We start from the raw sequence: 22,234 nt of genomic DNA on the forward strand, positions 1-22,234 counted from the left end.
GAATACAGCGTGCTTCTGGCATGCCGATTCTTTGGCCTGTCCTTTTCCTTTTTCCCAAAAAATGAAAAACAGGATTTAGAGCGGCGCTGTCATAGCTGCCTTATCAAACTTATCTAATGAAGATCTCTAAATGAAAATTTAAGAATACCTTAGTTCATTGATCCATGATTGTATACTCGGCCCTTTACGGCCCATAACGAGGTGATTGGATGTCCGATTTGCTTAGAACTCCACTCTTTCCACTGTATCAGCAATATGAAGGTGTACGGTGCATTGACTTTGGCGGCTGGGAGCTTCCAGTCCAATTCAGCGGGATTCAGAAAGAACATGAAGCGGTACGTGAACGTGCCGGACTGTTTGATGTATCTCACATGGGCGAATTCATGGTACAAGGGGAGCAGGCTGAAGCTTTTTTGCAGCAGATGACCACCAATGATGTCACCACGCTTGTTTCCGGTCAGGCTCAATACACGCTGATGTGTTATCCCGATGGCGGCGTGGTGGATGATCTGCTCGTTTATAAGCTGGAAGATCAGCATTATATGCTGGTCGTTAATGCCTCCAACATCGACAAGGATTGGACGTGGCTGCAAGAGCACCTGATCCCTGGTGTGAGCATGACGAATGATTCCGAGCATACTGCCCTATTGGCCCTGCAAGGCCCACTGGCTGTTGATATTATCCGAAAGGTTACCGATGCCGATGTATCCACGATTGAGCCTTTTCGTTTTGTACAGGATGCCGAAGTATGCGGAGTAAAATTGCTGCTGTCCCGCACCGGGTATACCGGTGAAGACGGATTTGAACTCTATGTACCTGCGGATCAGGCCACTGTAGTCTGGAACGGATTGATGCAGGCTGGAGAAGGCAACGGACTGGTGCCAGCCGGACTTGGCGCACGGGATACCCTGCGTTTTGAAGCCAAGCTGCCTCTGTATGGGCAGGAATTGTCCGCAACCATCTCTCCGTTGGAAGCTGGCGTTGGTATGTTTGTGAAGCTGAATGCCGGACCTTTTATCGGACACGAAGCCTTATTGCAGCAAAAAAATGATGGGCCTGCCCGCAAGCTGGTCGGCATCGAAGTGCTGGAGCGCGGTATTCCCCGCTCTCATTATCCGATTTACGCCGAAGGTGTACAGATTGGTGAAGTGACGACAGGCACGCAATCCCCTACATTGAAGCGTAATCTGGGGCTTGCCCTCATCGACAGCAAATACGCTGCGCTGGGAACCCCTCTTGAGATTGAGATCCGCGGCAAAAAACTGAAAGCCGAGGTCGTGAAGACCCCTTTTCATAAACGGACACGTACGTCAAAGACACCTACTCAAGGAGCTGATCAAGCGTGAGCAAGCACCGTTACATTCCCATGACCGAGCAGGATCAGCGTGCCATGCTGGCAACCGTCGGTGTGGAAACGATGGAGGATCTGTTCCAGGACATTCCACAGGAGATTCGTTATCAGGGCGAGCTGCCCGTTTCCTCCAAACTCGATGAATATGCGCTAACACGTCACATGTCCAAACAGGCTAACGCCAATGCAAACTTCGAAACACATGCCAGCTTTCTCGGCGCAGGCATTTACGATCATCACGTTCCTTCCGTCATCAATCATGTCATTTCCCGTTCCGAATTTTATACCGCCTACACACCTTATCAGCCTGAGATCAGCCAGGGTGAACTACAGGCCATTTTTGAATTTCAATCGTACATCTGTGAATTAACAGGCATGGCCGTAGCCAATGCCAGCATGTATGATGGCGCGACTGCATTCGCGGAAGCAGGCAATCTGGCCGCAGCGGCCACTCGTCGCAAACAGCTCATCGTATCCCGCACCGTTCACCCGGAAGCTCGTCAGGTATTGCAGGCTTACGCACGCGGATTGAGTCTGGAAATCGTCGAGATCGGTTATCAAAATGGAGTGACGGATTGGGAAGCCCTGCAAGCCGCCTTATCGGACGATACCGCAGCTGTCATGATTCAGAGCCCAAACTTCTTCGGTGCTGTGGAAAATGTAAAGCAGGCTGCTGACCTCGTGCATGCGCACAAGGGCCTGCTCGTTGTCAGTGCTAACCCGCTATCGCTGGGTCTGCTGGAAGCCCCAGGCAAGCTGGGTGCCGACATCGTAGTTGGCGATGCGCAGCCCCTTGGCATCGCCGCTTCACTCGGCGGCCCCACATGCGGATATTTCGCTGTATCCCAGGCTCATATGCGCCGGATGCCTGGCCGAATCGTAGGCCAGACCACCGACCGTAACGGCAAACGCGGTTTTGTACTTACACTGCAAGCTCGTGAACAGCATATCCGCCGTGAAAAAGCCACGTCCAACATCTGTTCCAATCAGGCTTTGCTTGCGCTCAGCGCATCCGTGTATATGTCCATTATGGGTAAACAGGGCATGATCGATGTCGCGGATCTAAATCTGCAAAAGAGTCATTATGCCCTTAACACACTTTCCGCAATCTCGGGAGTCTCGCTTACATTCACCGCACCGACTTTTAATGAGTTTGTCATCCAACTGCCTGAGGGAACGAATGTAGAAACCCTGCAACTGAAATTGCTCGAAGCGGGTTTCATTGGCGGGTATGAGCTGGGACGGGATTATCCCGAGCTCGCCGGACATATGCTGATTGCCGTTACTGAACGACGCAGCAAGGAAGAGATCGACGAATTCGCACGTGTATTGGAGGGATCGCTGTGACTCAGGAAACCAAAACAACAACGACAACAACATCCGCACAAGTTCAAACCGAATCGACTGTCTCTCTCTCCACTTCAGGCCAGCCTGAAGCAGTCACAACAACAACCACTGCTCAGGCTACCACTCCAGCACCAGAACAATCGTTGATTTTTGAACTTAGCAGTCCGGGTCGGGTCGCTTACTCCTTGCCAGAATGTGACGTTCCTCGTCAAGCTGCCGATACGTTGATTCCCCGGGAAATGCTCCGTTCGGAAGCAGCAGCACTGCCTGAAGTGTTCGAGGTAGATGTTATTCGTCACTACACTGCCCTGTCCCGTCGTAACTTCGGGGTGGATAACGGATTTTATCCACTCGGATCCTGTACGATGAAATATAATCCGAAGATTAATGAGGATGTTGCACGGTATAATGGATTCGCCAAAATCCATCCTTATCAGCATGAATCCAGCATTCAGGGCGCACTTGAACTGTTATACACGTTGCAAAATGACCTTGCAGGTCTGACGGGTATGGATGCGGTGACCCTGCAACCGGCCGCTGGCGCACATGGGGAATGGACCGGTCTCATGATGATTCGTGCCTACCATGAAGGTCGCGGTGAACAGCGTACAAAAGTGATCGTGCCTGACTCTTCTCATGGTACGAACCCGGCAAGCGCAACCGTTGCAGGATTTGAGACTATAACGATTCCATCTCGTACTGACGGTCTGGTGGATTTGGAAGCACTCCGCGCAGCTGTTGGTTCGGATACGGCTGCACTGATGCTGACCAACCCGAATACACTCGGCCTGTTTGAGAAAGACATCCAGGAGATTGCATCCATTGTGCACCAGGCTGGTGGTCTGCTCTATTATGATGGAGCCAATTCCAATGCCATTATGGGCATTACCCGTCCAGGAGACATGGGCTTCGATGTGGTGCATCTGAACTTGCACAAAACGATGAGTACACCACACGGCGGAGGTGGCCCCGGTGCCGGACCGGTTGGTGTGAAGAGCCGTTTGATTCCGTACCTTCCCAAACCGATGGTCATCAAAAATGATCAGGGCATTTATGCACTGGACCGTGAAGGTGATCAATCCATTGGTCGGGTCAAAGCCTATTACGGCAACTTTGGTATCCTGGTACGTGCCTATGCGTATATTCGTACCTATGGACCCGAAGGCTTGCGCCGCGTATCCGAATGTGCAGTACTGAATGCCAACTATATGATGGCCCGGCTCTCCCCTTACTACGAGATTCCATATCCGGGCATATGTAAGCATGAATTTGTTATGTCTGGCCGGGGACTGAAACAGTATGGTGTGCGCACCCTCGACGTTGCCAAACGTTTGCTTGATTTTGGATATCACCCGCCGACTGTATACTTCCCGCTCAACGTCGAAGAGTGTATCATGATCGAACCAACAGAAACCGAGAGCAAAGAAACGCTGGATGGCTTCATTGATACGATGATTCGAATTGCCAAGGAAGCGGAAGAGACACCGGAACTGGTACTTAATGCCCCATATGGAACGCCAGTTACCCGTCTGGACGAGACAACGGCTGCCCGTAAACCTATCCTGAACTGCGCTTGCAGTTAAACCTGTCTACATTCGTATCGTAATTCCGACAACCGTACAACTCTAAATTGAGAGCTGTACGGTTGTCGGATGTTGGAATTGATAAATAAGGAGACAATACAGTCGTTCATAAATACACAGCAGCAACCGCGTAGAGCGACTGCTGCTGTGTATTCTTTTCATAAGAACATCGACTCCAAATAAAAAAAGCCAGTACCCGCTGTAACAGCAGGTACCGGCAAAATCACTGCATGACTGCAGTTCTTTTATCGGAAAAAGAAAGGCCCTTAAAATCGGGTGGAAACCCCTTAAAATTACGCTTGAATGCTTTGAACCAATTCAACGACTTGTTCAGCCGTTTGCATATCCAGAGCTTTGGCAGCCAGTCCTTGCATATCCGCACGGGACAGCTTGGTGATCTGACTACGAGCTGGCAAGATGGATGTTGCGCTCATGCTGAACTCATCCAGCCCAAGACCGAGCAGCAATGGAATTGCTGTTTCATCTCCGGCCATCTCACCGCACATGCCAACCCATTTGCCTTCACGATGCGCTGCATCGATAACCATTTTAACCAGACGCAAAATGGCCGGGTTATAAGGTTGGTACAGATAAGCCACTCGTTCGTTCATACGGTCAGCAGCCATCGTGTATTGAATCAGATCGTTGGTTCCGATACTGAAGAAATCCACTTCTTTAGCAAACTGATCCGCCAGAACTGCAGTCGAAGGAATTTCGACCATGATTCCGAGTTGAATGCTGTCAGAAACAGCAATCCCTTCAGCAACCAGCTTCTCCTTTTCTTCGAGCAGGACAGCCTTCGCTTCACGGAATTCACCCAGTGTTGCGATCATTGGGAACATGACACGCAGGTTTCCGTGTACGCTGGCACGCAGCAATGCGCGCAATTGTGTACGGAAGATATCCAGACGGTCCAGACACAGACGAACTGCGCGGAAGCCGAGGAATGGATTCATTTCTTTTGGCAGATCCAGGTATGGAAGCTCTTTGTCTCCACCGATGTCGAGTGTACGGACAACCACAGGTTTGCCTTCCATTTTTTCCAGTACCGCTTTGTATGCATTGTACTGAATGTCTTCGGAAGGAAGCTTGTCTCTGCCCATGTACAAGAACTCAGTACGGTACAGGCCTACAGCCTCGCCGCCGTTCTCCAGGACTCCTGTTACATCATTCGGTGTACCGATGTTGGCAGCCAGTTCCACATGAACGTTATCCACGGTTACGGTTGGTTCATCGCGAAGTTTTCTCCACTCTGCACGTTGTGCATCATACTGTTCCTGTTTGGCACGGTATTCAGCAATAACGTCATCTGTAGGGTTAACCAGTACATGACCATCCAGACCATCCACGATAATCATATCGCCTTGTTTCGCTTGAGCCAGAATGTCCTTGGTTCCAACGACAGCCGGGATTTCAAGGGAACGAGCCATGATCGCCGAGTGAGAAGTACGTCCACCGATGTTGGTCGCAAAACCTTTAACATATTGGCGGTTCAGTTGAGCCGTGTCGGAAGGCGTCAGATCCTCCGCGAGCACGATTACTTCTTCATTGATCTCAGCCGGACTCATGAAGTCGATACCAAGCAAGTGATTTAGCACACGTTTGGTCACATCGCGCATGTCTGCAGCACGTTCCTGCAAGTAAGCACTCTTCATGTTTTCGAACATGGAGATAAATTGCGATGCCGTTTCGTTCAAAGCAAATTCGGCATTGATCATATCATCAGCAATTCTAGCTTTCACCGGATCAATTAGTTCCGGATCATTCAAGATGAGCAAATGTGAAGCAAAAATCTCAGCTTTTTTCTCGCCAAGCTCTTGTAAAGTACGCTCTTTGATCGCCTCAAGCTCAGCCTGGGACTTGCCCAGAGCTGAGTCGAGTTTCGCGATCTCTGCGTCAACGTCGTTAATTTGGCGTTTTTCTACAGAGTAATCAGGATGCTCCAAGATAAACGCCTTGGCGATAGCAATACCCGCCGAAGCCGCGATCCCGGAGACATTAAGCATTAATTTCGCCCAACCCTTCGTTAACCATAACGTCAGTCAAAGCTTGAAGAGCTTCAGCTTCGCCTTCACCTTCAACGATGATGCTGATGATGTCGCCTTGTTCCAAACCGAGAGAAAGAACACCCAGGATGGATTTCAAAGTTACTTTTTTACCGTTAGCTTCTGCAAAGGATTCTGCACCTTTGAATTTGTTAGCTGTATTAACCAGGGCTGTCGCCGGACGTGCGTGGATACCATCTTCGTCTGTAATTCTGAATGTTTGTTGCATTACAATCATCTCACTTTCAGTAATTTGGTTTAGGCATTGCATATATACACACTTGCTTGCCATCGACGTAACACTTCTTATTTTATCTCAATGATTGGCTGATCGCCAACTTTCAGCACTCCACTCTTCTTCAAGGTCACTGTGGAGCCTTCTGGCAGGTTGGTGAAAATGATCGGGGAAATGATCGACGGAGCGTTAGCTTTCACATACTCCAGATCCACTTCCATAATCGGCTGTCCCGCAGATACCAGATCGCCTTCCTGCACAAGTACGTTAAAGCCTTGACCTTTCAGCTTCACCGTATTAACACCTATATGAACAAGTATTTCTTTGCCACCGTCAGACATAATGCCCACGGCATGTTTGCTCGGAAATACATTAAACACTTTACCATACACAGGCGAAGCAATTTTGCCATCATGTGGCAGAACAGCGAAACCGTCACCTGTCATTTTCTCTGCAAAGACCGGATCAGGAACGTTAGTGATATCCATCAACTCACCATTAACTGGCATGACGATGTCCTCAGCAATAATACGTTCGCCTTGCTCACCTTGCGCCTTCTCCTCTTCAGGAGTCGGTTTAACAGCTGCTGGCGTTGGTGCTGGAGTCCGGCCTGCAATGATGTCCTGCATTTGAGATTTGATCGTATCTGAACGTGTACCAAAGATGGCCTGTACATTATTACCCACTTCAAGCACGCCAGATGCACCCAATTGTTTCAAACGATCTTTATTTACATTGGATTTCTCATTGACTTCAATCCGCAAACGAGTAATACATGCATCCAGATGTTTGATATTTTCCTGTCCACCAAAGGCAGCCAGAATATTATGAGGCAGTTCATCCGTTGAGCCTGAACCTCCACCCGATGCTGTTTCAGGTGTTGCATCTTCACGTCCTGGCGTTTTCAGATTGAATTTGCGAATGATAAATCTGAATCCGAAGTAGTAGATTACCGCAAGAACCAAGCCCACGATAATAACATCCCACCAAGGTGTGCGATTCGGTATGATTCCGAAGATCAGGAAGTCAATGAATCCACCGGAGAAGGTCATCCCGATTTTGACACCAAGAATCTGCATGGTCATGAAAGATAAACCAGCAAAGATACAGTGTACTGCAAACAAGATTGGTGCTACGAACAGGAACGAGAACTCAAGCGGCTCTGTAATCCCTGTCAGGAACGAGGTCAGCGCAGCTGAACCCATGATCCCTGCAACATACTTTTTGTGCTCCGGTCTTGCTTCATGGTACATCGCAAGTGCCGCTGCTGGCAAACCGAACATCATGAACGGGAATTTACCAACTTGGAATGTTCCCGCTGTGAGAGCAACGCCATCACGTAGCTGGCTGAAGAAGATCTTCTGATCCCCGCGAATAACATCTCCGGCCTTATTCACGTACTCACCAAACTCAAACCAGAATGGGGAGTAGAAAATGTGATGCAAACCGAACGGAATAAGTGACCGTTCTACAACTCCGAAGATGAACGCCGACAAGGTCGGACTTGTATCTACCATGAAGTGAGATATAGAATTCAGTCCATTTTGAATCGGAGGCCAGATAACCACAAGAAGCAGCCCGATTACAAGGGATACTACCGATGTGACAATCGGGACAAATCGTTTACCTGCAAAGAAACCAAGATAAGACGGCAGTTCAATTTTGAAAAACCGATTGTAACATAGCGCGGCGGCAATACCTATAATAATACCTCCGAACACGCCTGTACTCAATGTAGGGATACCCAGAATGCTGGCATAACCAGGCACTTTGCCGATCATGGCCGGAGTAACACCTACCGCAGAACCTAATGTAACATTCATGACCAGATAACCGATGATCGCTGCAAGTCCTGCAACCCCTTCGCCACCAGCCAATCCGACAGCTACGCCGACGGCGAACAACAATGCCAGATTATCAAATACGATCTGACCTGCGTTCATCATGATTGTTGCGATCGAGTTCACCCAAGGGGTGTCTAGCGCAGTAACATATTGCAAGAAGTCCGGATTAACTAACATGTTACCGATTCCGAGCAGCAAACCTGCCGCTGGCAGAATGGCCACTGGCAACATGAGTGCTTTACCTACTCTTTGCAATACACCAAAAAGTTTTTTAAACATCGCGTTTTTTCACCCTTTCGTCTAAGTTTATATGTTGTTATGCAAGCAATGGAACACAAAAAAGGCATGAATTAATAAAGTGAAATGTGCCAACCTTGGGGTATAGCATACCCTATATAAGGTAAGAACAATCACACTCTAAATAACTCATGCCTGATCGAGTCAGTAACACGTCGCTTATGTTTATTCAGTTGCTTGATTACGGAATCATTGTAGCACCACTTCAAACTCAGTGCAAGCCTTTACAGCTAAAATCTCAAAATACATTTAAACCTGAGTAAATATTTCACTTACTCTTCTTCTTTCCTTTGGTTCAAACGCTGTAAATGAATCGTAAGGTATCCCACTTCGGCAGGATATACAGGAAGATTTAGTCGTCTTTCCATCACTTTCGTGAGTTTCCATGCAAGCGAGTACATTTCAGGATACTCCAACTTCAACAAGGAATCTAATTTATGGAGTTCTTCCACTTTATCCCCCCGACGCACGCGTTCAAGGGCGAATCGAAGATGTGTTAATAACCGGGAATAATCCAGGGACTCCGTCTCAAATGAATAATCCAGTTGGTTAGACACAAGGCTCACCAAGTCTGTAATCAATTGTGAATGCTCTCGAACTTGAGATATATTCTGATTGGTCATGGCACTATAAATGTGAAGTGCGATGAAACCGATCTCATCCATTCCCAGATCTACGCCTAATTTTTCCTTAATCAAACGAACCGCATACTCTCCCATACGATACTCTTCAGGATAGATCTCACGGGTTTCATATAGGAAAGGATTCTGAATGATGATCCCTTGTTCTTTACGTTTCAATGCAAAAGCAATATGATCTGTCAATGCAATATGAATATGTTCGTTCAAAGGAACATCCGTACGCTCTCCGATATACATAATGAGTTCGTTAATAATCTCGATCAATGCTTCATCCACCTGTGGAAGAAGCTGCTTGTATTGCTCTTGCTCCTGCTGGTTTCTCAAAATGAACATCTTCTCTACAGCCATCAGTGGAATAATGTCATTGGTTTTCCTGTTAAAGCCAATGCCTTTACCAATTACCACGACTTCCCCATGTTCAGGATGCTGTGCAATAATTACATTATTATTTAGTGCTTTGGCTACATGCAGGCTGCTCAACGTTTGCACCTCTTTTTTACACCATCTTAGATGTGATAAGTCACACCCTAGTTACGAACGAAAAGACATCCGGTGCGGGCAATCCACGCCGGACGTCTCGTTTAAAACGTAACAAAAATTCGCCTTAAGGTCAATAGAGATTCACTTGCTCCATCCCGATTCTTACTCGTCTGTGACGGCTTTTTCCAAAATCTTCTCGATTATGGGCGATGATGTTGCAGGCTGGCTCTGTTGAACGGAAACGGGTGCCGCTATTTTGGATTTCGTCAGTCCTTTGATTAACTGCTCCACATCAATACCGGAGACGCTTTTGAGCATCTCTGGAGCCGTTGCCATAAGCTCTGTTACATAATTGCTTACACGCGTTGCACCTTCACCCTTACCCGTGTCCACAACGGTAAGCTTATCAATGGCCGAGATCGGCTCAGCAATCTTGCCAGCAAGTTCAGGCAGCATTTTGACAATGATATCAAGTACGGCAGCTTCACCAAACTTCTGGAATGCTTCGGCCAGCTTTTCCTTCGCTTCTGCTTCTGCAAGTCCTCTCAGACGAATAACCTCTGCATCCGCTGTACCTTTGGCAAGTTCTGCATCCGCCATCGCCTGGCCTTCAAGCCGCTTCTGTTCAGCTGTTGCCTTGGCATGCGTTTCAATCGAGTACTGTACCGCATCGGCTTCACGCATTCTTTTGGCTTTATCCGCTTCGGCAGCCTGCTCCACCGCATAACGATCAGCTTCTGCCTTTTTCTTCACTTCCGCATCATATTGCTTCTCACGTACGACAATTTCTTTCTCCTGCAGATCAATCTCACGTTCTTTACGAACGAGTTCAACCTTCATTTCTTCTTCCACCACGATCTGTCTCGCACGCGCTTCATGGATGTGGTACGCCTGATCGGCTTCCGCTTTCGCTGTATCCTGATCCCGCTTAAACGTCGCTACCTTTAGTTCCTTCTCTTTGGCAGCCTCGGCGATATTGGTATCACGCAGCAACTCCGCTTTTTGACCCTGCTCTTCCGCATTGGCCTTCTGAATACGCGCATCACGCATCGCTTCCGCTTCAGCAATCTCGGCATCCCGCTTCACCGCGGCAATTCTCGGTTTACCGAGAGCATCCAGATAGCCCTGTTTGTCACGAACATCCTTGATGGTGAATGAAACAATCTGCAGACCCATTTTCTTCAGATCTCTGGCCGCTACCCCTTGAACCTCTTGCGCGAACCGATCCCGGTTCCGGTATACTTCTTCCACCGTCATCGTACCGAGGATGGCCCGCAAATGCCCCTCCAGCACCTCCTGTGCTTCGCTTCTAAGCGCTTCTACAGGTTTACCGATGAATTGCTCAGCAGCCGTAGCAACGTCCTCTACAGCGCCTCCAACCTTGATAATAGCAACACCGTCAGCAATCACCGGAACACCTTGTTCCGTGTACACTTCCGGTGTGGAGACATCCAGCTTGTGGGACAACAATGAGATAAACTCGGATTGCTGGAATACCGGCAGGATAAATGCGCCGCCACCACGAACAATTTTAATTTTTCGACCAGAGTCATCATCAGCAATATTTTTGCTACCCAGGAAAGACCCCGTAACGATCATCGCTTCATCCGGTCCAACCGTTTTGTATCTCGCCCAGAAAGCCAAACCCAGAATCAGAATCACACCAACAACAATGGCAGGAATCAACAACACATCCCAATCTAAATTCATTCCACATCTCTCCCCTTATTCATTCATGATGAGTGCTCAATAAACTGCTTAGCTAATTAGACTACCTTATACATCTTTAAGTACATCTTCTTCCCATTCCGACACACGCAGTACGCCATCTACTACATCCACAACGACAACACGGGCTCCCGCCGCAATGGGGAGGTGTTCAAAGCTGGATGCTGTTTGAATCGTATTACCGGAAGCAAAACGGATCATCACTTCGCCAAAACCCTTCTCCGGCACCGGAATGGTAATTTCCCCAATTTTCCCCGATAACTCTTTCATTGAAAATCCAACCGAGACCTCGCTGTTACGCATCGGTTTGATATATGCGAAGAATACCAGCATGGCTGCAGCAATACCTATAAGCAGGGATAGTATCAGTGCGGACATCGCACTCAAAGAACCATAACGTGTCAGCATAATGCCAGCCCCACCAAAGGTTGTAATGGAACCAGCTAACACAACGGGTTTGAAAAAATCAAGGCCAGGCAATTCAAAGGCCCCGTCTAACAAGCCGTCAATCAAGTCACCCAGCACAAGGCTGACGACGGCAAATATTGCTCCTCCGATTAGACACCCCAAATAGATTGACTCCATTCCCCGTTCCTCCTCTCTTCTGCCGCAATTCCATCCTAACTGGGCATTCTTCATGTAAATAAATACGTAGTAAAGGGTAAAATGTTTCAAAATGTTTCCTCAAATGTAATCTGAACCCGATAATGGTTATTTTCATGGCAATATGGAGCATTTGCTGCACTACGCTCGAAATGGCTCTCATTCACAACAAAAAAAACCGCAAATCTCCGGTGAAGGAGACTTGCGGTTCCGTAACACAATAACTTTAATGTGCTCGTTGTTTTTTTACAGTGAGGCCTTGTAGATCGACACAACGTCTTCACGTTGCAGTTTTTTAAAATTACCAAATGGTCCAAACAGCATGGCCTTGTCAGCCATAACTTCGATTTGACTGTCATCGATATCATAATCAGCCAAACGATTAGGTGCACCAATGGAGGTCCAGAATTGGCTCAGCGCTTCAATGCCTTCTTCTGCAACCTGTTTGTCCGATTTACCTTCAGGGTTAACCTCAAACACATTGATCGCCAGACGTTTGAAACGATCTACGTTTACGTCCAGGTTATGCTTCATCCAGTGCGGGAACAGAATCGCCAATCCTCCACCATGTGGAATGTCGTACACAGCGGATACCGCGTGTTCAATGTTGTGTGTAGCCCAGTCCCCTGCAAGACCCATGTTCAGCACGCCATTCAGTGCCATTGTTCCACAATACAGAATGGTTTCGCGCAGTTCATAATTCTCCAGGTCTTCAACCAAACGAGGGGCTGCATCCATGACTGTGCGCAGAATTGTCTCACAGAACCCGAGTTGTACCGGTGTGTTAGCATCCAAATGGAAGTAATGCTCCAATACGTGGGACATCATATCAACCATGCCGTACACCGTTTGATCCAGAGGAACGGTATATGTATTTACCGGATCAAGAATAGAGAATGCAGGGAATGAATATGCGCTGCCCCAGCCCAATTTCTCTTGGGTATCCTGGTTCGTAATAACCGAACCGGAGTTCATTTCCGAACCAGTCGCAGCCATCGTCAATACAGTACCTAGGGGAAGAGCATCTTGTGCAACGGCTTTGCGCTGAGCAAAATCCCACATGTCGCCATCATACTTGGCGCCTACAGCAATGGCTTTGGAACAGTCCAGTACACTCCCGCCACCTACAGCGAGAACCAGGTCGATATTATTCGTTTTACAGAGGTCTACTCCTTTATGCACAGTGGAAAGACGTGGGTTCGGTTCAACACCCGCCAGTTCCGTAACTTCAGCTCCAACTTCCTTAAGCAATCCGATCACCTGATCATACAAACCGCTGCGTTTGATACTACCGCCACCATATACAAGCAGAACCCGTTTGCCGTATTTCGGCACTTCGGTTTTAAGTGCCTCCACCTGACCTTTACCGAAAATTAATCGGGTTGGATTATAAAATTGAAAAGATCTCATACTTATGTCGCCTCCAAGGGAGATTCATATTTTAGTCAACTCCCATTATAATACCCCGTTTATACAAAAACAAATCGATAGCCGCTCACTTTATAACAACCCGTTAATTTGCAGATGGGCACGGAACATTTCGCTGGTCGAAGGCAATTTTTCCTTATCCACCCATGTCTCGGACGACCATAATCCGGCCTGTTTAAATGCTCTTGGACAATGAATGAAACATTCCTCGACATCCACAATGACGGCGGCACCGATGGTTTTACCAGTCCACCCCAAGCTGGCGACAAATTCCTCATCCTTCGTAATAGAGGCTCTCCCATTAATCCGCAGCACTTCATTCATACCCGGAATCAGGAAGATCATGCCGATGGCCGGATTGGACAAGATATTCAGCAACGAATCAATCCGGCGATTACCCGGACGTTCCGGATATACAAGCCGGTATTGATCTAGAACTTTTACAAAGCCTGCTTCATCGCCGCGAGGGGATACATCACTTTTATCTGCACTGTCTGAAGTGGACAGGAAGAATAAAGGCGACATGGACAGAAAGTGTTGTACATGTGAATCCATAAAGGAAATTACCTTGTTGCGCACTTGTTCATTCGGCTCTCCCACCAAGCTCTGCAATTCCTCTACATTGGTAATCAACGGTAAATTCAAAGGCTTTTTTTCCATTTTCACATCCTCCGTTTCTTCAAATGATAAGGAGTATCAATGACTTTTCTATCATTATACATGTATACATAGAGAAGTAGTATTCTTCCATTTCACCTTTTTTCAGGAAAGATAAACCTCACCTCTCGCCCCTCCCGCTCTATCGTTCAATTCCAACAGAATAAACGACTCATTCACAACTCCGTTGCAATTCCCTAGACCAAAAACGACAAAAACACCAGCCCAAGTACGGGCTGGTGTTCGTTGTTTTACATGTTTATTCCGTATATCCCATGCTGGTCACAAAACGACGGAAGGCTTGACGCCCTGCCTCATCATATTTGTAGACACCTGCATGTTCCAGAATCTCGGCAAACTTCAAGCCGACTTCCTGTTGCACAAGGGCAACGGCTTGTTCCTTGTTCAGGTTAGGGCCGAAACGTTCAATCAGTTCTTCCGTCCAGTCCAGATGTTTGTTCAACACATGATCGGAAGCTTTGGCTGCTTCAGCAAGTTTGGCATCTCCAGCGAGAATATCTGCGATGCTGTCCAGCTCTTCTTTTAAACGGCCTGGCAGGATTGCAAGCCCCATCACTTCGATGAGTCCAATGTTCTCCTTCTTCAGATGGTGCATTTCGCGATGCGGGTGGAAAATGCCTTCGGGATGTTCATCATTTGTGCGATTATTCCGCAGAACGAGATCCATCTCATAACCACCATTTGCACTGCGACGTACGATCGGGGTAACCGTGTTGTGTGGAATCTGCTCTCCATCCACCTCACTGAATGCCTCGATCTCCACAGCAGCATCACTATAGACCTTCCACGCTTCATAAACGGCGTTGCCCGCTTCGAGCAACTCAGCCGGATCATGTGAAGCCAGTCGCATAACGGACATCGGCCATTTTACGAGACTGAGCGTAAGTCCCGGCGAACCAGCGTGGCGGAATATCGCCTCTGGCTTTGCATTTTGAATGGCAAAGGTATGACGTCCGCCCTGGAAATGGTCATGTGTCAGGATCGACCCGCCCACAATGGGTAGATCGGCATTGGAACCGATAAAGTAATGTGGGAATTCCCCTACAAAGGCGAGCAGTCTGCGCAACGTGTCCTTGGTTAATTTCATGGGTATATGATCATGATGGAAAATAATGCAGTGCTCGTTGTAGTACACATACGGCGAGTATTGGAAGAACCAGGGCTCACCGTTCAGTTGCAACGGAATGACACGCAAGTTTTGACGGGCCGGGTGATTCACCCGACCGGCATAGCCCACATTTTCACGACAGAGTTGGCATTTCGGATACACCGGAGGAGGCAGCAGTTTCGCCATGGCGATTTCCTTCGGACTTTTCTCCGGCTTGGACAGGTTGATTGTGATCTCCATATCGCCATAAGCTGTATCCTGTGTCCAGTACACATTTTTGGAGATACGGTCCATCCGAATGTAGTTAGAGTGAATCGAAAGCTCATAAAATTGGGAAGTAGCCGCCTCAATGCCTTCGGTCTGCTCGGTATGGCGGAATGCGCGTACCACCTCGGATGGACGAGCCATCAATTGGCCCATAATTTTCGCATCGAGCAGATCGCGGTACGTATCTGTATTTTCAGGGATAAGTCCAATTTCAAATCCGTAATCAATCAGGGTATCCAACAACGATTGTGGTCCGTCCAATATCGTCTCGTTCAATACTCCTGCATAAGGCTCGGAGAATCCGAACTGTTCCAGCAGCAGATTACGGCTGTAATCCCGATCCGCTTCTTCGACCAGTTTGTTGTGCAAGGCAAATGCTACCAGACGTTCAATGGCATGCAGTGCTTCCTGCTGCTCCGGTGTCCGCTCTGTTGCACCTGCTGCAATATGAGTCTGTGACATATCGATGTTCGCCTCCTAGTTTTTTCCGTAGCCGTCAGGGTGAGACTGATGCCAGCTCCATGCGCTTTGAATAACATCTTCGAGATTCGTCCACTTCGGATTCCAGCCCAGTACAGATCTCGCTTTGGCAGAAGATGCGACCAATACAGCCGGGTCACCCGCACGACGTGGTTCCTGTACAACCGGAATCTCAAGACCGGTTACTTTCTTCGCTGTCTCAATCACCTGTTTAACAGAGAAGCCTTGACCATTACCTAGGTTGAACACATTGCTGTTCTCGCCTTTGCGGAGATAGTCAACAGCCCGCAGATGCGCATCAGCCAAATCGCTTACGTGGATGTAATCACGGACACAAGTTCCATCTTCTGTAGCATAGTCGTCACCAAACACGGCGATGTGAGGACGTTGTTTTAACGCCGTTTGCAGCACAAGCGGAATCAGGTGACTCTCTGGCTGGTGATCTTCGCCAATTTTGCCGCTGTCGTGAGCTCCGGCTGCATTAAAGTAACGCAGGGACACGTATTTGATCTCCTGTACTTTATCGAACCAGGACATCATGCGCTCCATCATCAGCTTCGTTTCACCGTATACATTCGTGGGCTCCGTACGATCACTCTCTTCGATTGGCACTTTCTCCGGCTCGCCATAGGTGGCAGCCGTTGAGGAGAAGACAATGCGACGTACATTCGCAGCGTTCATTGCTTCCAGCAAACAGAGTGTGCCAAATACGTTGTTGTCATAGTATTTCACAGGATCTTTCATGCTCTCGCCAACCAGTGAGTTCGCTGCAAAATGAATAACTGCATCAATGGAATTTTCAGCAAACAACTTCGCCAGAAATTCCTTGTCACGCAAGTCACCTTCATATAATTTCCCGCCCAGCAGAGCTTCACGATGCCCTGTCTGCAAGTTATCCAGTACAACTACCTCTTCGCCACGCTCCAACAAAGCCGCTACCGTATGAGAACCAATATATCCTGCTCCACCTGTCACCAAAATTGCCATCTTACTTCGCCTCCTTCAATTCTTTAACACCGTCGCCTACTCCACACACATAGAACTCGCCTTTGAGACTGGTACGCGCTTCATACGCTGCACCCACTTCGCTTACAAAACGCTCTACATCATCTTCATGTACAAGCGATACTGTACATCCGCCAAATCCCGCTCCGGTCATGCGTGCACCAAGTGTCCCCGGAATTCGCTGTGCTTCCTCCACCATTACGTCCAGTTCTTCACAGCTCACTTCATATAGGTAACGAAGGGATTCATGAGAAGCATTCATCAGCTTGCCGAAGGTTTCGAGATCGTTATCACGCAATGCATCCACCGATGCAAGTACACGTGCATTCTCTTCGACTACGTGCTGAGCACGCTGTCTTACTTTCTCATCCTTAATGTGATCCTGGAGCGTTACGAACTGCTCCGGCGTCAATTGTGCCAGATAGTTCAGCGCAGGCAGCTGTTCCTTCAGAATGGCAAGTGCCTGCTCGCACTGGGAGCGGCGTTCGTTGTATGCCGAGTCCACCAAACCACGGCGTTTGTTCGTGTTGCCGATGACCAATTTGTAAGCACCTGTACGGAAAGGTACCTTTTCATACTCAAGCGTGTCACACATCAGCAGGATTGCATGATCCTCGGCTCCGTTAGCTACAGCGAACTGATCCATAATGCCACAGTTGACACCAACGAACTCGTTCTCCGCCTTCTGGGACAGAAGCGCCAGCTGAACCGTATCAATATCCGTTACGCCTTCCAGCGACTGGATTGCAAATCCGGTAAGAACCTCCAGCGATGCAGAAGATGAAAGTCCTGCGCCATTCGGAATTTCCCCGTGGTACAGGAAGTCATAACCTTTGGTTACGTTTACGCCTTTACCTTGCAGTTCAACCATGACGCCGACTGGATAGTCTGTCCATTCCCCCGTTTTCTCCTTGCCAATCGAGGAAGTATGGAGTGTTCCTTCATAGGACATGTTCGTGGAAGCCAACTGCAGCTTGTCGTCCTTACGCTCCCGGATGATTAATGTAGTACCGAATTCAAGTGCTGCCGGAAGCACGTACCCACCGTTATAGTCGATGTGCTCACCGATCAGATTCACACGCCCCGGGGCATGGAATACACGGATGTCCGCTCCACTCTCTCCGTACTTCTCAATAAACTTTTGTTTCAAATCATTTATGTTCATTGCTGCTGCACCTCGCCTCGTTGTTGTGGTTTTCTTAATGTTATTATACAAGAAAGCGATACCTCTTGAAATGCAACCATGTGTGTTCCATATGGATAAATGTGACCTTTAAACATATAATGAATGGAACATCGCGTAAGGAAGGAAAGGAATGTCATTATGACTGAACCACATCTGGAAGATCCAGCAGATCATCCGATCGAAAGAACACAGGAAACTTCGGGTAAAAGCGGAGCTCTCAGTTACTCGGTTGCCTCCAATCCCGTTTATTATGAAAAAGGAGCATTGCATGTCCTCTTTGCAGGTGCAAGCCAGACACTTCCCGGTCATGCCCTGGGGCCAAAACTCTTCGATTATTATCTGTTGCATTATGTAGAGAAAGGCGCAGGTACGTTCCGTACCGAACTACATACCTACGAGTTATCCGCAGGGGATTGTTTTCTTATTCATCCAGGACAGCTTGTCAGCTATCAATCCCATTCCCGTAATCCATGGCAGTACCGTTGGATGGCCTTTACCGGCAGTCAGGCTGCGCAGCATACGGAAAAAGCGGGTTTCCGACCAGAGAAGTCTGTCTTTCATGCTGGACCGTCCATTTCGGATTGGCTGTCCGTAATGCAGAATGCTTTTGCCGAGCGAAAAGAAAGCTCTCATTTCACATCACTGGGTACGTTATATATGATTCTAGCCGAAGCACAAAATCACCTTTCTCAAGGTGCTACTTTAATTCCCGGCGAATCTTCAATCCGACGGACCGTCAAACAAATGATCCAATACATGTCTACCCAATATGCCTATCCTGTCTCCATAGAGCAGATGTCGGCCAGCCTGGGGTATAACCGGGCATACCTGTCCCGTATTTTCAAACAGGAAACCGGGCTCTCACCCGTCACATATTTGCTTAAACTGCGGATCGACAAATCAAGACAGCTACTGCGAGAACGGCCAGATCTGTCCATCGAACAGGTATCTGCCTCGGTAGGGTTGCCAGATGCCCTGTATTTCTCCAAACAGTTCAAACGATTTCATGGAGAAGCCCCAAGCCTATATCGGGAAAATATCCTGTCCAGACCACTACATCAGGGAGCACGTAGAGCCCCATCCAACAAAGGTTGATCTCCTTAACATGCTGTACCTGCATGAGGAAATGTAGAATAGAGAGAGCAAAAAGGTGCATCCTGCCATCATGGCTAAGATGCACCTTTTGAACTTTATTTATTTGGGTATTTTCATGATGTGATGAGAAATAACATTATTTATCAGCCGACTCGGGGCTAAGAATGGATTCAATGCGCTCCAGTTCTTCTGTCGAGAAATCCAACTGACTGAGTGCAGCGACATTCTCTTCAATCTGTGCAGGACGGCTCGCCCCAATTAATGCAGAAGTTACCTTGCCATTACGCAGTACCCAAGCGAGTGCAAACTGGGCCAGACTCTGGCCGCGCGATGCTGCAACCTGGTTCAGGGCACGCACTTTGCGCAACGTCTCTGGCGAGATATTGTTCTCATTCAGGAAGACAGATGGTCCCTTGGCACGTGAATCTTCCGGGATACCGTTCAGATATTTGTTAGTGAGCACACCCTGAGCCAATGGACAGAATGCGATGCTACCTGTTCCATAATCATCCAGCACATCTTGTAGCCCCTCTTCAATCCAGCGGTCCAACATCGAATACTTCGGCTGATGGATCAGCAGAGGTGTACCCAGGCCTTTGAGAATTTCCGCCGCCTGCTTCGTCTGTTCCGCAGGATAGTTGGAGATGCCTACATACAATGCTTTGCCGGAACGTACAATGTGGTCTAACGCCATCATCGTTTCTTCCAAAGGGGTTTCGGGATCATAGCGATGAGAGTAGAAAATATCTACATAATCCAGACCCATGCGCTTCAAGCTCTGATTGAGACTGGAAACAAGGTTTTTGCGGGAGCCCCATTCACCATAAGGTCCAGGCCACATATAGTACCCAGCTTTGGTGGAAATGATAAGTTCATCCCGATATGGTTTGAGATCCTGTGCCAGCACCTGACCGAATAACTGCTCTGCTGAGCCTGCCGGCGGACCATAATTATTGGCAAGATCAAAATGTGTAATGCCCAAATCAAATGAACGGGTAATCATGTTTCGGCCGTTCTCTGCGTTATTAATACCACCAAAATTATGCCATAACCCAAGTGAAATCGCTGGAAGTTTTAAACCTGAACGCCCAACGCGGTTGTATTTCATCGTTTCGTAACGTGAATCGCTGGCTACGTAGACCATCATGAATCCCTTCTTTCCCCAGGTTCCGCCTCTTGTATCCGGTATGTATGCCGGAGAATGCGGTTATTCAGACATACGTGTACGCTCCATTTTAACCAAGAAGCTGGTCCACTCTATCCATTACCTCACCGATCGGTTCTGTAATCAACAAATCAGCTTGTCGGTCGTAGGCTGTAGGTGTAGCGTTAAGCAACACGGTATGTTTTCCCTGAAAATACGTAATCAACTGAGCGGCAGGATGCACGGTAAGTGAAGTCCCTCCCACTAGCAACAGATCTGCTGAGGACAGGACGTCAACAGAGTGATATAATGTCGTCTGATCCAATTCCTCTTCATACAGTACCACATCAGGCTTGATCACACCCCCGCATGCACTGCAACGAGGAACCATATCTTTTGACTGAATAATATCATCCAGCGCATAGAACTGCTTACAGTTCATACAAACGTTTCGATGTACCGAACCATGAAGTTCAAGCACATTGCTGCTGCCTGCTTTCTGATGCAATCCGTCGATATTTTGCGTAATGACGGCCTTAAGTCTTCCTTCGTGCTCCAACCGAGCGAGCAATCGATGGCATCCATTAGGTACCGCATTAGGATGAAGCATTTTGCCCCGATAAAAATCATAAAAAATATCAGCATGTTGATCAAAAAAATGCCGGCTCAGCAGTTCTTCCGGTGGATAAGGTGAATGCTGCTCCGTCTGATACAACCCTGCGGCAGAGCGGAAGTCGGGAATTCCGCTTTCCGTTGAAGTTCCGGCCCCTCCAAAAAAAACAATGTTGGAACTTTCCTGAATCCAGGCAGCCAGTTGTTCTGTAGCGTTCATCCTCTCTCCTCCTTTTGTGAGATCAACCATGTCAGGAACCTTCAACTGATGATCTTCAGCTCATGATAGTCCCGAATAATGGCGTCTGCATCATGTAAATAGTCTTCTTCGCCTTGTGGACAGAAACCAATCATATATGAAGCTCCTGCGTTCCGTCCCATCTGCATATCCCCATTGCTGTCACCAATGACAACAGCCTCCCCAGGATGAATATGTAATTCACGGCAAGCCATCAGCGCTGATTCACCGTCGGGTTTACCCAGAGTCACCTGGTCACAACCTATAATAGATGTGAAATAGGATCGAATCCCCATCCATTCCAGATGTTCTTCCGCAGCAGTCGTGCTGTCTGAAGTAACGATTGCCATTGGAATACCGGCTTCCTGACAGCTCTGCAAAAAGGTTCTCAACCCGGGCATCGGTTCGGCAAGCTTTCGCTGCCTTATCTCACGCATGGCTACACTGGAAAGATCGCGGATCGTAGTGATCGCTTCATTCCACGGCATTCCTGCTGCATACAATTGTCCTGCCAGTAATCCGTTACTCTCATCAACTGTGCCAATGGCCAGCGGCCCCTGAAGATCATATCCAACGAGGTGACCCTCAGGGTTATGGACCGTTCCGAGAACCTGCCCACGCTCCACCGTGAATGAAGCCCCCAGATCTGTAAGTCGGGCTTGCAACTGATTCAGTAAAGACTCCGCCCAAGGACCCCATAGCTGTAGGAACTCCAGCAGTGTTCCATCCTTATCAAACAGGATGCCCCTGCACGGAACCTGTTCATCACGGACTTGAAGTATAGCCATACCTATCGCCTCCAGCATCAGATATGCTAATCAATGGATACATTCAGGCGT

At 48.1% G+C, this 22,234-nt stretch carries 18 protein-coding genes; 4 read left to right on the forward strand and 14 right to left on the reverse strand.

Annotated features, from left to right (window positions below; all coding sequences use genetic code 11):
- Positions 1–209: 209 nt before the first annotated feature.
- The 3 genes from gcvT (at position 210) to gcvPB (ending at position 4,281) form a co-directional block, all read left to right on the forward strand.
- Positions 210–1,346, forward strand: coding sequence for a glycine cleavage system aminomethyltransferase GcvT (gene gcvT, locus ACR32F_RS25010; RefSeq protein ID WP_440111837.1), 1,137 nt, complete (start codon positions 210–212; stop codon positions 1,344–1,346).
- Entirely contained in the window at positions 1,343–2,698 is a 1,356-nt protein-coding gene (gene gcvPA, locus ACR32F_RS25015; RefSeq protein WP_440111839.1) for an aminomethyl-transferring glycine dehydrogenase subunit GcvPA, read from the forward strand. The genes gcvT and gcvPA overlap by 4 nt, the downstream gene beginning before the upstream one ends.
- Positions 2,699–2,841: 143 nt before the next feature.
- Positions 2,842–4,281 (forward strand): aminomethyl-transferring glycine dehydrogenase subunit GcvPB, encoded by a 1,440-nt coding sequence (gcvPB, locus tag ACR32F_RS25020; RefSeq protein WP_440120007.1) that lies wholly within the window; start codon positions 2,842–2,844, stop codon positions 4,279–4,281.
- 293 nt (positions 4,282–4,574) lie between these two features.
- On the opposite strand, the gene ptsP is transcribed toward gcvPB, so the two are convergent.
- The 11 genes from ptsP to ACR32F_RS25075 form a co-directional block, all read right to left on the reverse strand.
- Positions 4,575–6,287, reverse strand: a complete 1,713-nt coding sequence (ptsP, locus tag ACR32F_RS25025) for a phosphoenolpyruvate--protein phosphotransferase (protein WP_440111841.1) — start codon at positions 6,285–6,287, stop codon at positions 4,575–4,577.
- Entirely contained in the window at positions 6,280–6,555 is a 276-nt protein-coding gene (locus ACR32F_RS25030) for an HPr family phosphocarrier protein (protein ID WP_440111843.1), read from the reverse strand. The genes ptsP and ACR32F_RS25030 overlap by 8 nt, the downstream gene beginning before the upstream one ends.
- 77 nt (positions 6,556–6,632) lie before the next feature.
- Entirely contained in the window at positions 6,633–8,684 is a 2,052-nt protein-coding gene (ptsG, locus tag ACR32F_RS25035; RefSeq protein WP_440111845.1) for a glucose-specific PTS transporter subunit IIBC, read from the reverse strand.
- A gap of 290 nt (positions 8,685–8,974) precedes the next feature.
- On the reverse strand, positions 8,975–9,823 hold the full coding sequence (gene glcT, locus ACR32F_RS25040) for a glucose PTS transporter transcription antiterminator GlcT (RefSeq protein ID WP_440111848.1): 849 nt from the start codon (positions 9,821–9,823) through the stop codon (positions 8,975–8,977).
- Positions 9,824–9,985: 162 nt separating this feature from the next.
- Positions 9,986–11,533 carry a flotillin family protein gene (locus ACR32F_RS25045; protein ID WP_440111850.1) on the reverse strand — a complete coding sequence of 516 codons (1,548 nt, stop codon included), beginning with the start codon at positions 11,531–11,533 and terminating at the stop codon, positions 9,986–9,988.
- A gap of 66 nt (positions 11,534–11,599) precedes the next feature.
- Positions 11,600–12,136 carry a protease gene (locus tag ACR32F_RS25050; RefSeq protein WP_440111852.1) on the reverse strand — a complete coding sequence of 179 codons (537 nt, stop codon included), beginning with the start codon at positions 12,134–12,136 and terminating at the stop codon, positions 11,600–11,602.
- Positions 12,137–12,400: 264 nt separating this feature from the next.
- The gene (locus ACR32F_RS25055) at positions 12,401–13,564 is read right to left on the reverse strand and encodes an iron-containing alcohol dehydrogenase (protein WP_440111854.1); all 1,164 of its coding nucleotides are present in this window, start codon (positions 13,562–13,564) and stop codon (positions 12,401–12,403) included.
- A 90-nt stretch (positions 13,565–13,654) separates the two neighbouring features.
- Entirely contained in the window at positions 13,655–14,242 is a 588-nt protein-coding gene (locus ACR32F_RS25060; protein ID WP_440111856.1) for an MSMEG_1061 family FMN-dependent PPOX-type flavoprotein, read from the reverse strand.
- Positions 14,243–14,498: 256 nt separating this feature from the next.
- Entirely contained in the window at positions 14,499–16,097 is a 1,599-nt protein-coding gene (locus tag ACR32F_RS25065; protein WP_440111858.1) for a UDP-glucose--hexose-1-phosphate uridylyltransferase, read from the reverse strand.
- 15 nt (positions 16,098–16,112) lie between these two features.
- Positions 16,113–17,102, reverse strand: coding sequence for a UDP-glucose 4-epimerase GalE (gene galE, locus ACR32F_RS25070; protein WP_440111861.1), 990 nt, complete (start codon positions 17,100–17,102; stop codon positions 16,113–16,115).
- Between the two features lies 1 nt (position 17,103).
- On the reverse strand, positions 17,104–18,285 hold the full coding sequence (locus ACR32F_RS25075; RefSeq protein WP_440120008.1) for a galactokinase: 1,182 nt from the start codon (positions 18,283–18,285) through the stop codon (positions 17,104–17,106).
- A 159-nt stretch (positions 18,286–18,444) separates the two neighbouring features.
- Between ACR32F_RS25075 and ACR32F_RS25080 the strand changes: the two genes are divergently transcribed.
- Positions 18,445–19,401, forward strand: a complete 957-nt coding sequence (locus tag ACR32F_RS25080; protein WP_440111863.1) for an AraC family ligand binding domain-containing protein — start codon at positions 18,445–18,447, stop codon at positions 19,399–19,401.
- A 136-nt stretch (positions 19,402–19,537) separates the two neighbouring features.
- Here the strand turns inward: ACR32F_RS25080 and mgrA are convergent, their stop codons facing one another.
- The 3 genes from mgrA to ACR32F_RS25095 all read right to left on the reverse strand — a co-directional run bounded on the left by mgrA (position 19,538) and on the right by ACR32F_RS25095 (position 22,183).
- Complete coding sequence (gene mgrA, locus ACR32F_RS25085) at positions 19,538–20,545, reverse strand: L-glyceraldehyde 3-phosphate reductase (protein ID WP_440120009.1); 1,008 nt, start codon at positions 20,543–20,545, stop codon at positions 19,538–19,540.
- Between the two features lie 91 nt (positions 20,546–20,636).
- Positions 20,637–21,377 (reverse strand): NAD-dependent protein deacylase, encoded by a 741-nt coding sequence (locus ACR32F_RS25090; RefSeq protein ID WP_440111866.1) that lies wholly within the window; start codon positions 21,375–21,377, stop codon positions 20,637–20,639.
- A 41-nt stretch (positions 21,378–21,418) separates the two neighbouring features.
- Positions 21,419–22,183 (reverse strand): HAD family hydrolase, encoded by a 765-nt coding sequence (locus ACR32F_RS25095; protein ID WP_440111868.1) that lies wholly within the window; start codon positions 22,181–22,183, stop codon positions 21,419–21,421.
- Between the last annotated feature and the right edge of the window lie 51 nt (positions 22,184–22,234).

Origin of the sequence: Paenibacillus hebaui (assembly GCF_051934385.1) — a bacterium.
Lineage (GTDB): Bacteria > Bacillota > Bacilli > Paenibacillales > Paenibacillaceae > Paenibacillus.

Excerpts from the sequence above, each read along its gene's own strand:
- ACR32F_RS25050 (WP_440111852.1), bottom strand. The coding sequence starts at position 12,136 with ATGGAGTCAATCTATTTGGGGTGTCTAATCGGAGGAGCAATATTTGCC.
- ptsG (WP_440111845.1), bottom strand. The coding sequence starts at position 8,684 with ATGTTTAAAAAACTTTTTGGTGTATTGCAAAGAGTAGGTAAAGCACTC.
- galE (WP_440111861.1), bottom strand. The coding sequence starts at position 17,102 with ATGGCAATTTTGGTGACAGGTGGAGCAGGATATATTGGTTCTCATACG.
- ACR32F_RS25060 (WP_440111856.1), bottom strand. The coding sequence starts at position 14,242 with ATGGAAAAAAAGCCTTTGAATTTACCGTTGATTACCAATGTAGAGGAA.
- ACR32F_RS25065 (WP_440111858.1), bottom strand. The coding sequence starts at position 16,097 with ATGTCACAGACTCATATTGCAGCAGGTGCAACAGAGCGGACACCGGAG.
- ACR32F_RS25045 (WP_440111850.1), bottom strand. The coding sequence starts at position 11,533 with ATGAATTTAGATTGGGATGTGTTGTTGATTCCTGCCATTGTTGTTGGT.
- ACR32F_RS25030 (WP_440111843.1), bottom strand. The coding sequence starts at position 6,555 with ATGCAACAAACATTCAGAATTACAGACGAAGATGGTATCCACGCACGT.
- ACR32F_RS25095 (WP_440111868.1), bottom strand. The coding sequence starts at position 22,183 with ATGGCTATACTTCAAGTCCGTGATGAACAGGTTCCGTGCAGGGGCATC.
- ptsP (WP_440111841.1), bottom strand. The coding sequence starts at position 6,287 with ATGCTTAATGTCTCCGGGATCGCGGCTTCGGCGGGTATTGCTATCGCC.
- gcvT (WP_440111837.1), top strand. The coding sequence starts at position 210 with ATGTCCGATTTGCTTAGAACTCCACTCTTTCCACTGTATCAGCAATAT.
- mgrA (WP_440120009.1), bottom strand. The coding sequence starts at position 20,545 with ATGGTCTACGTAGCCAGCGATTCACGTTACGAAACGATGAAATACAAC.
- ACR32F_RS25075 (WP_440120008.1), bottom strand. The coding sequence starts at position 18,285 with ATGAACATAAATGATTTGAAACAAAAGTTTATTGAGAAGTACGGAGAG.
- ACR32F_RS25055 (WP_440111854.1), bottom strand. The coding sequence starts at position 13,564 with ATGAGATCTTTTCAATTTTATAATCCAACCCGATTAATTTTCGGTAAA.
- ACR32F_RS25080 (WP_440111863.1), top strand. The coding sequence starts at position 18,445 with ATGACTGAACCACATCTGGAAGATCCAGCAGATCATCCGATCGAAAGA.
- ACR32F_RS25090 (WP_440111866.1), bottom strand. The coding sequence starts at position 21,377 with ATGAACGCTACAGAACAACTGGCTGCCTGGATTCAGGAAAGTTCCAAC.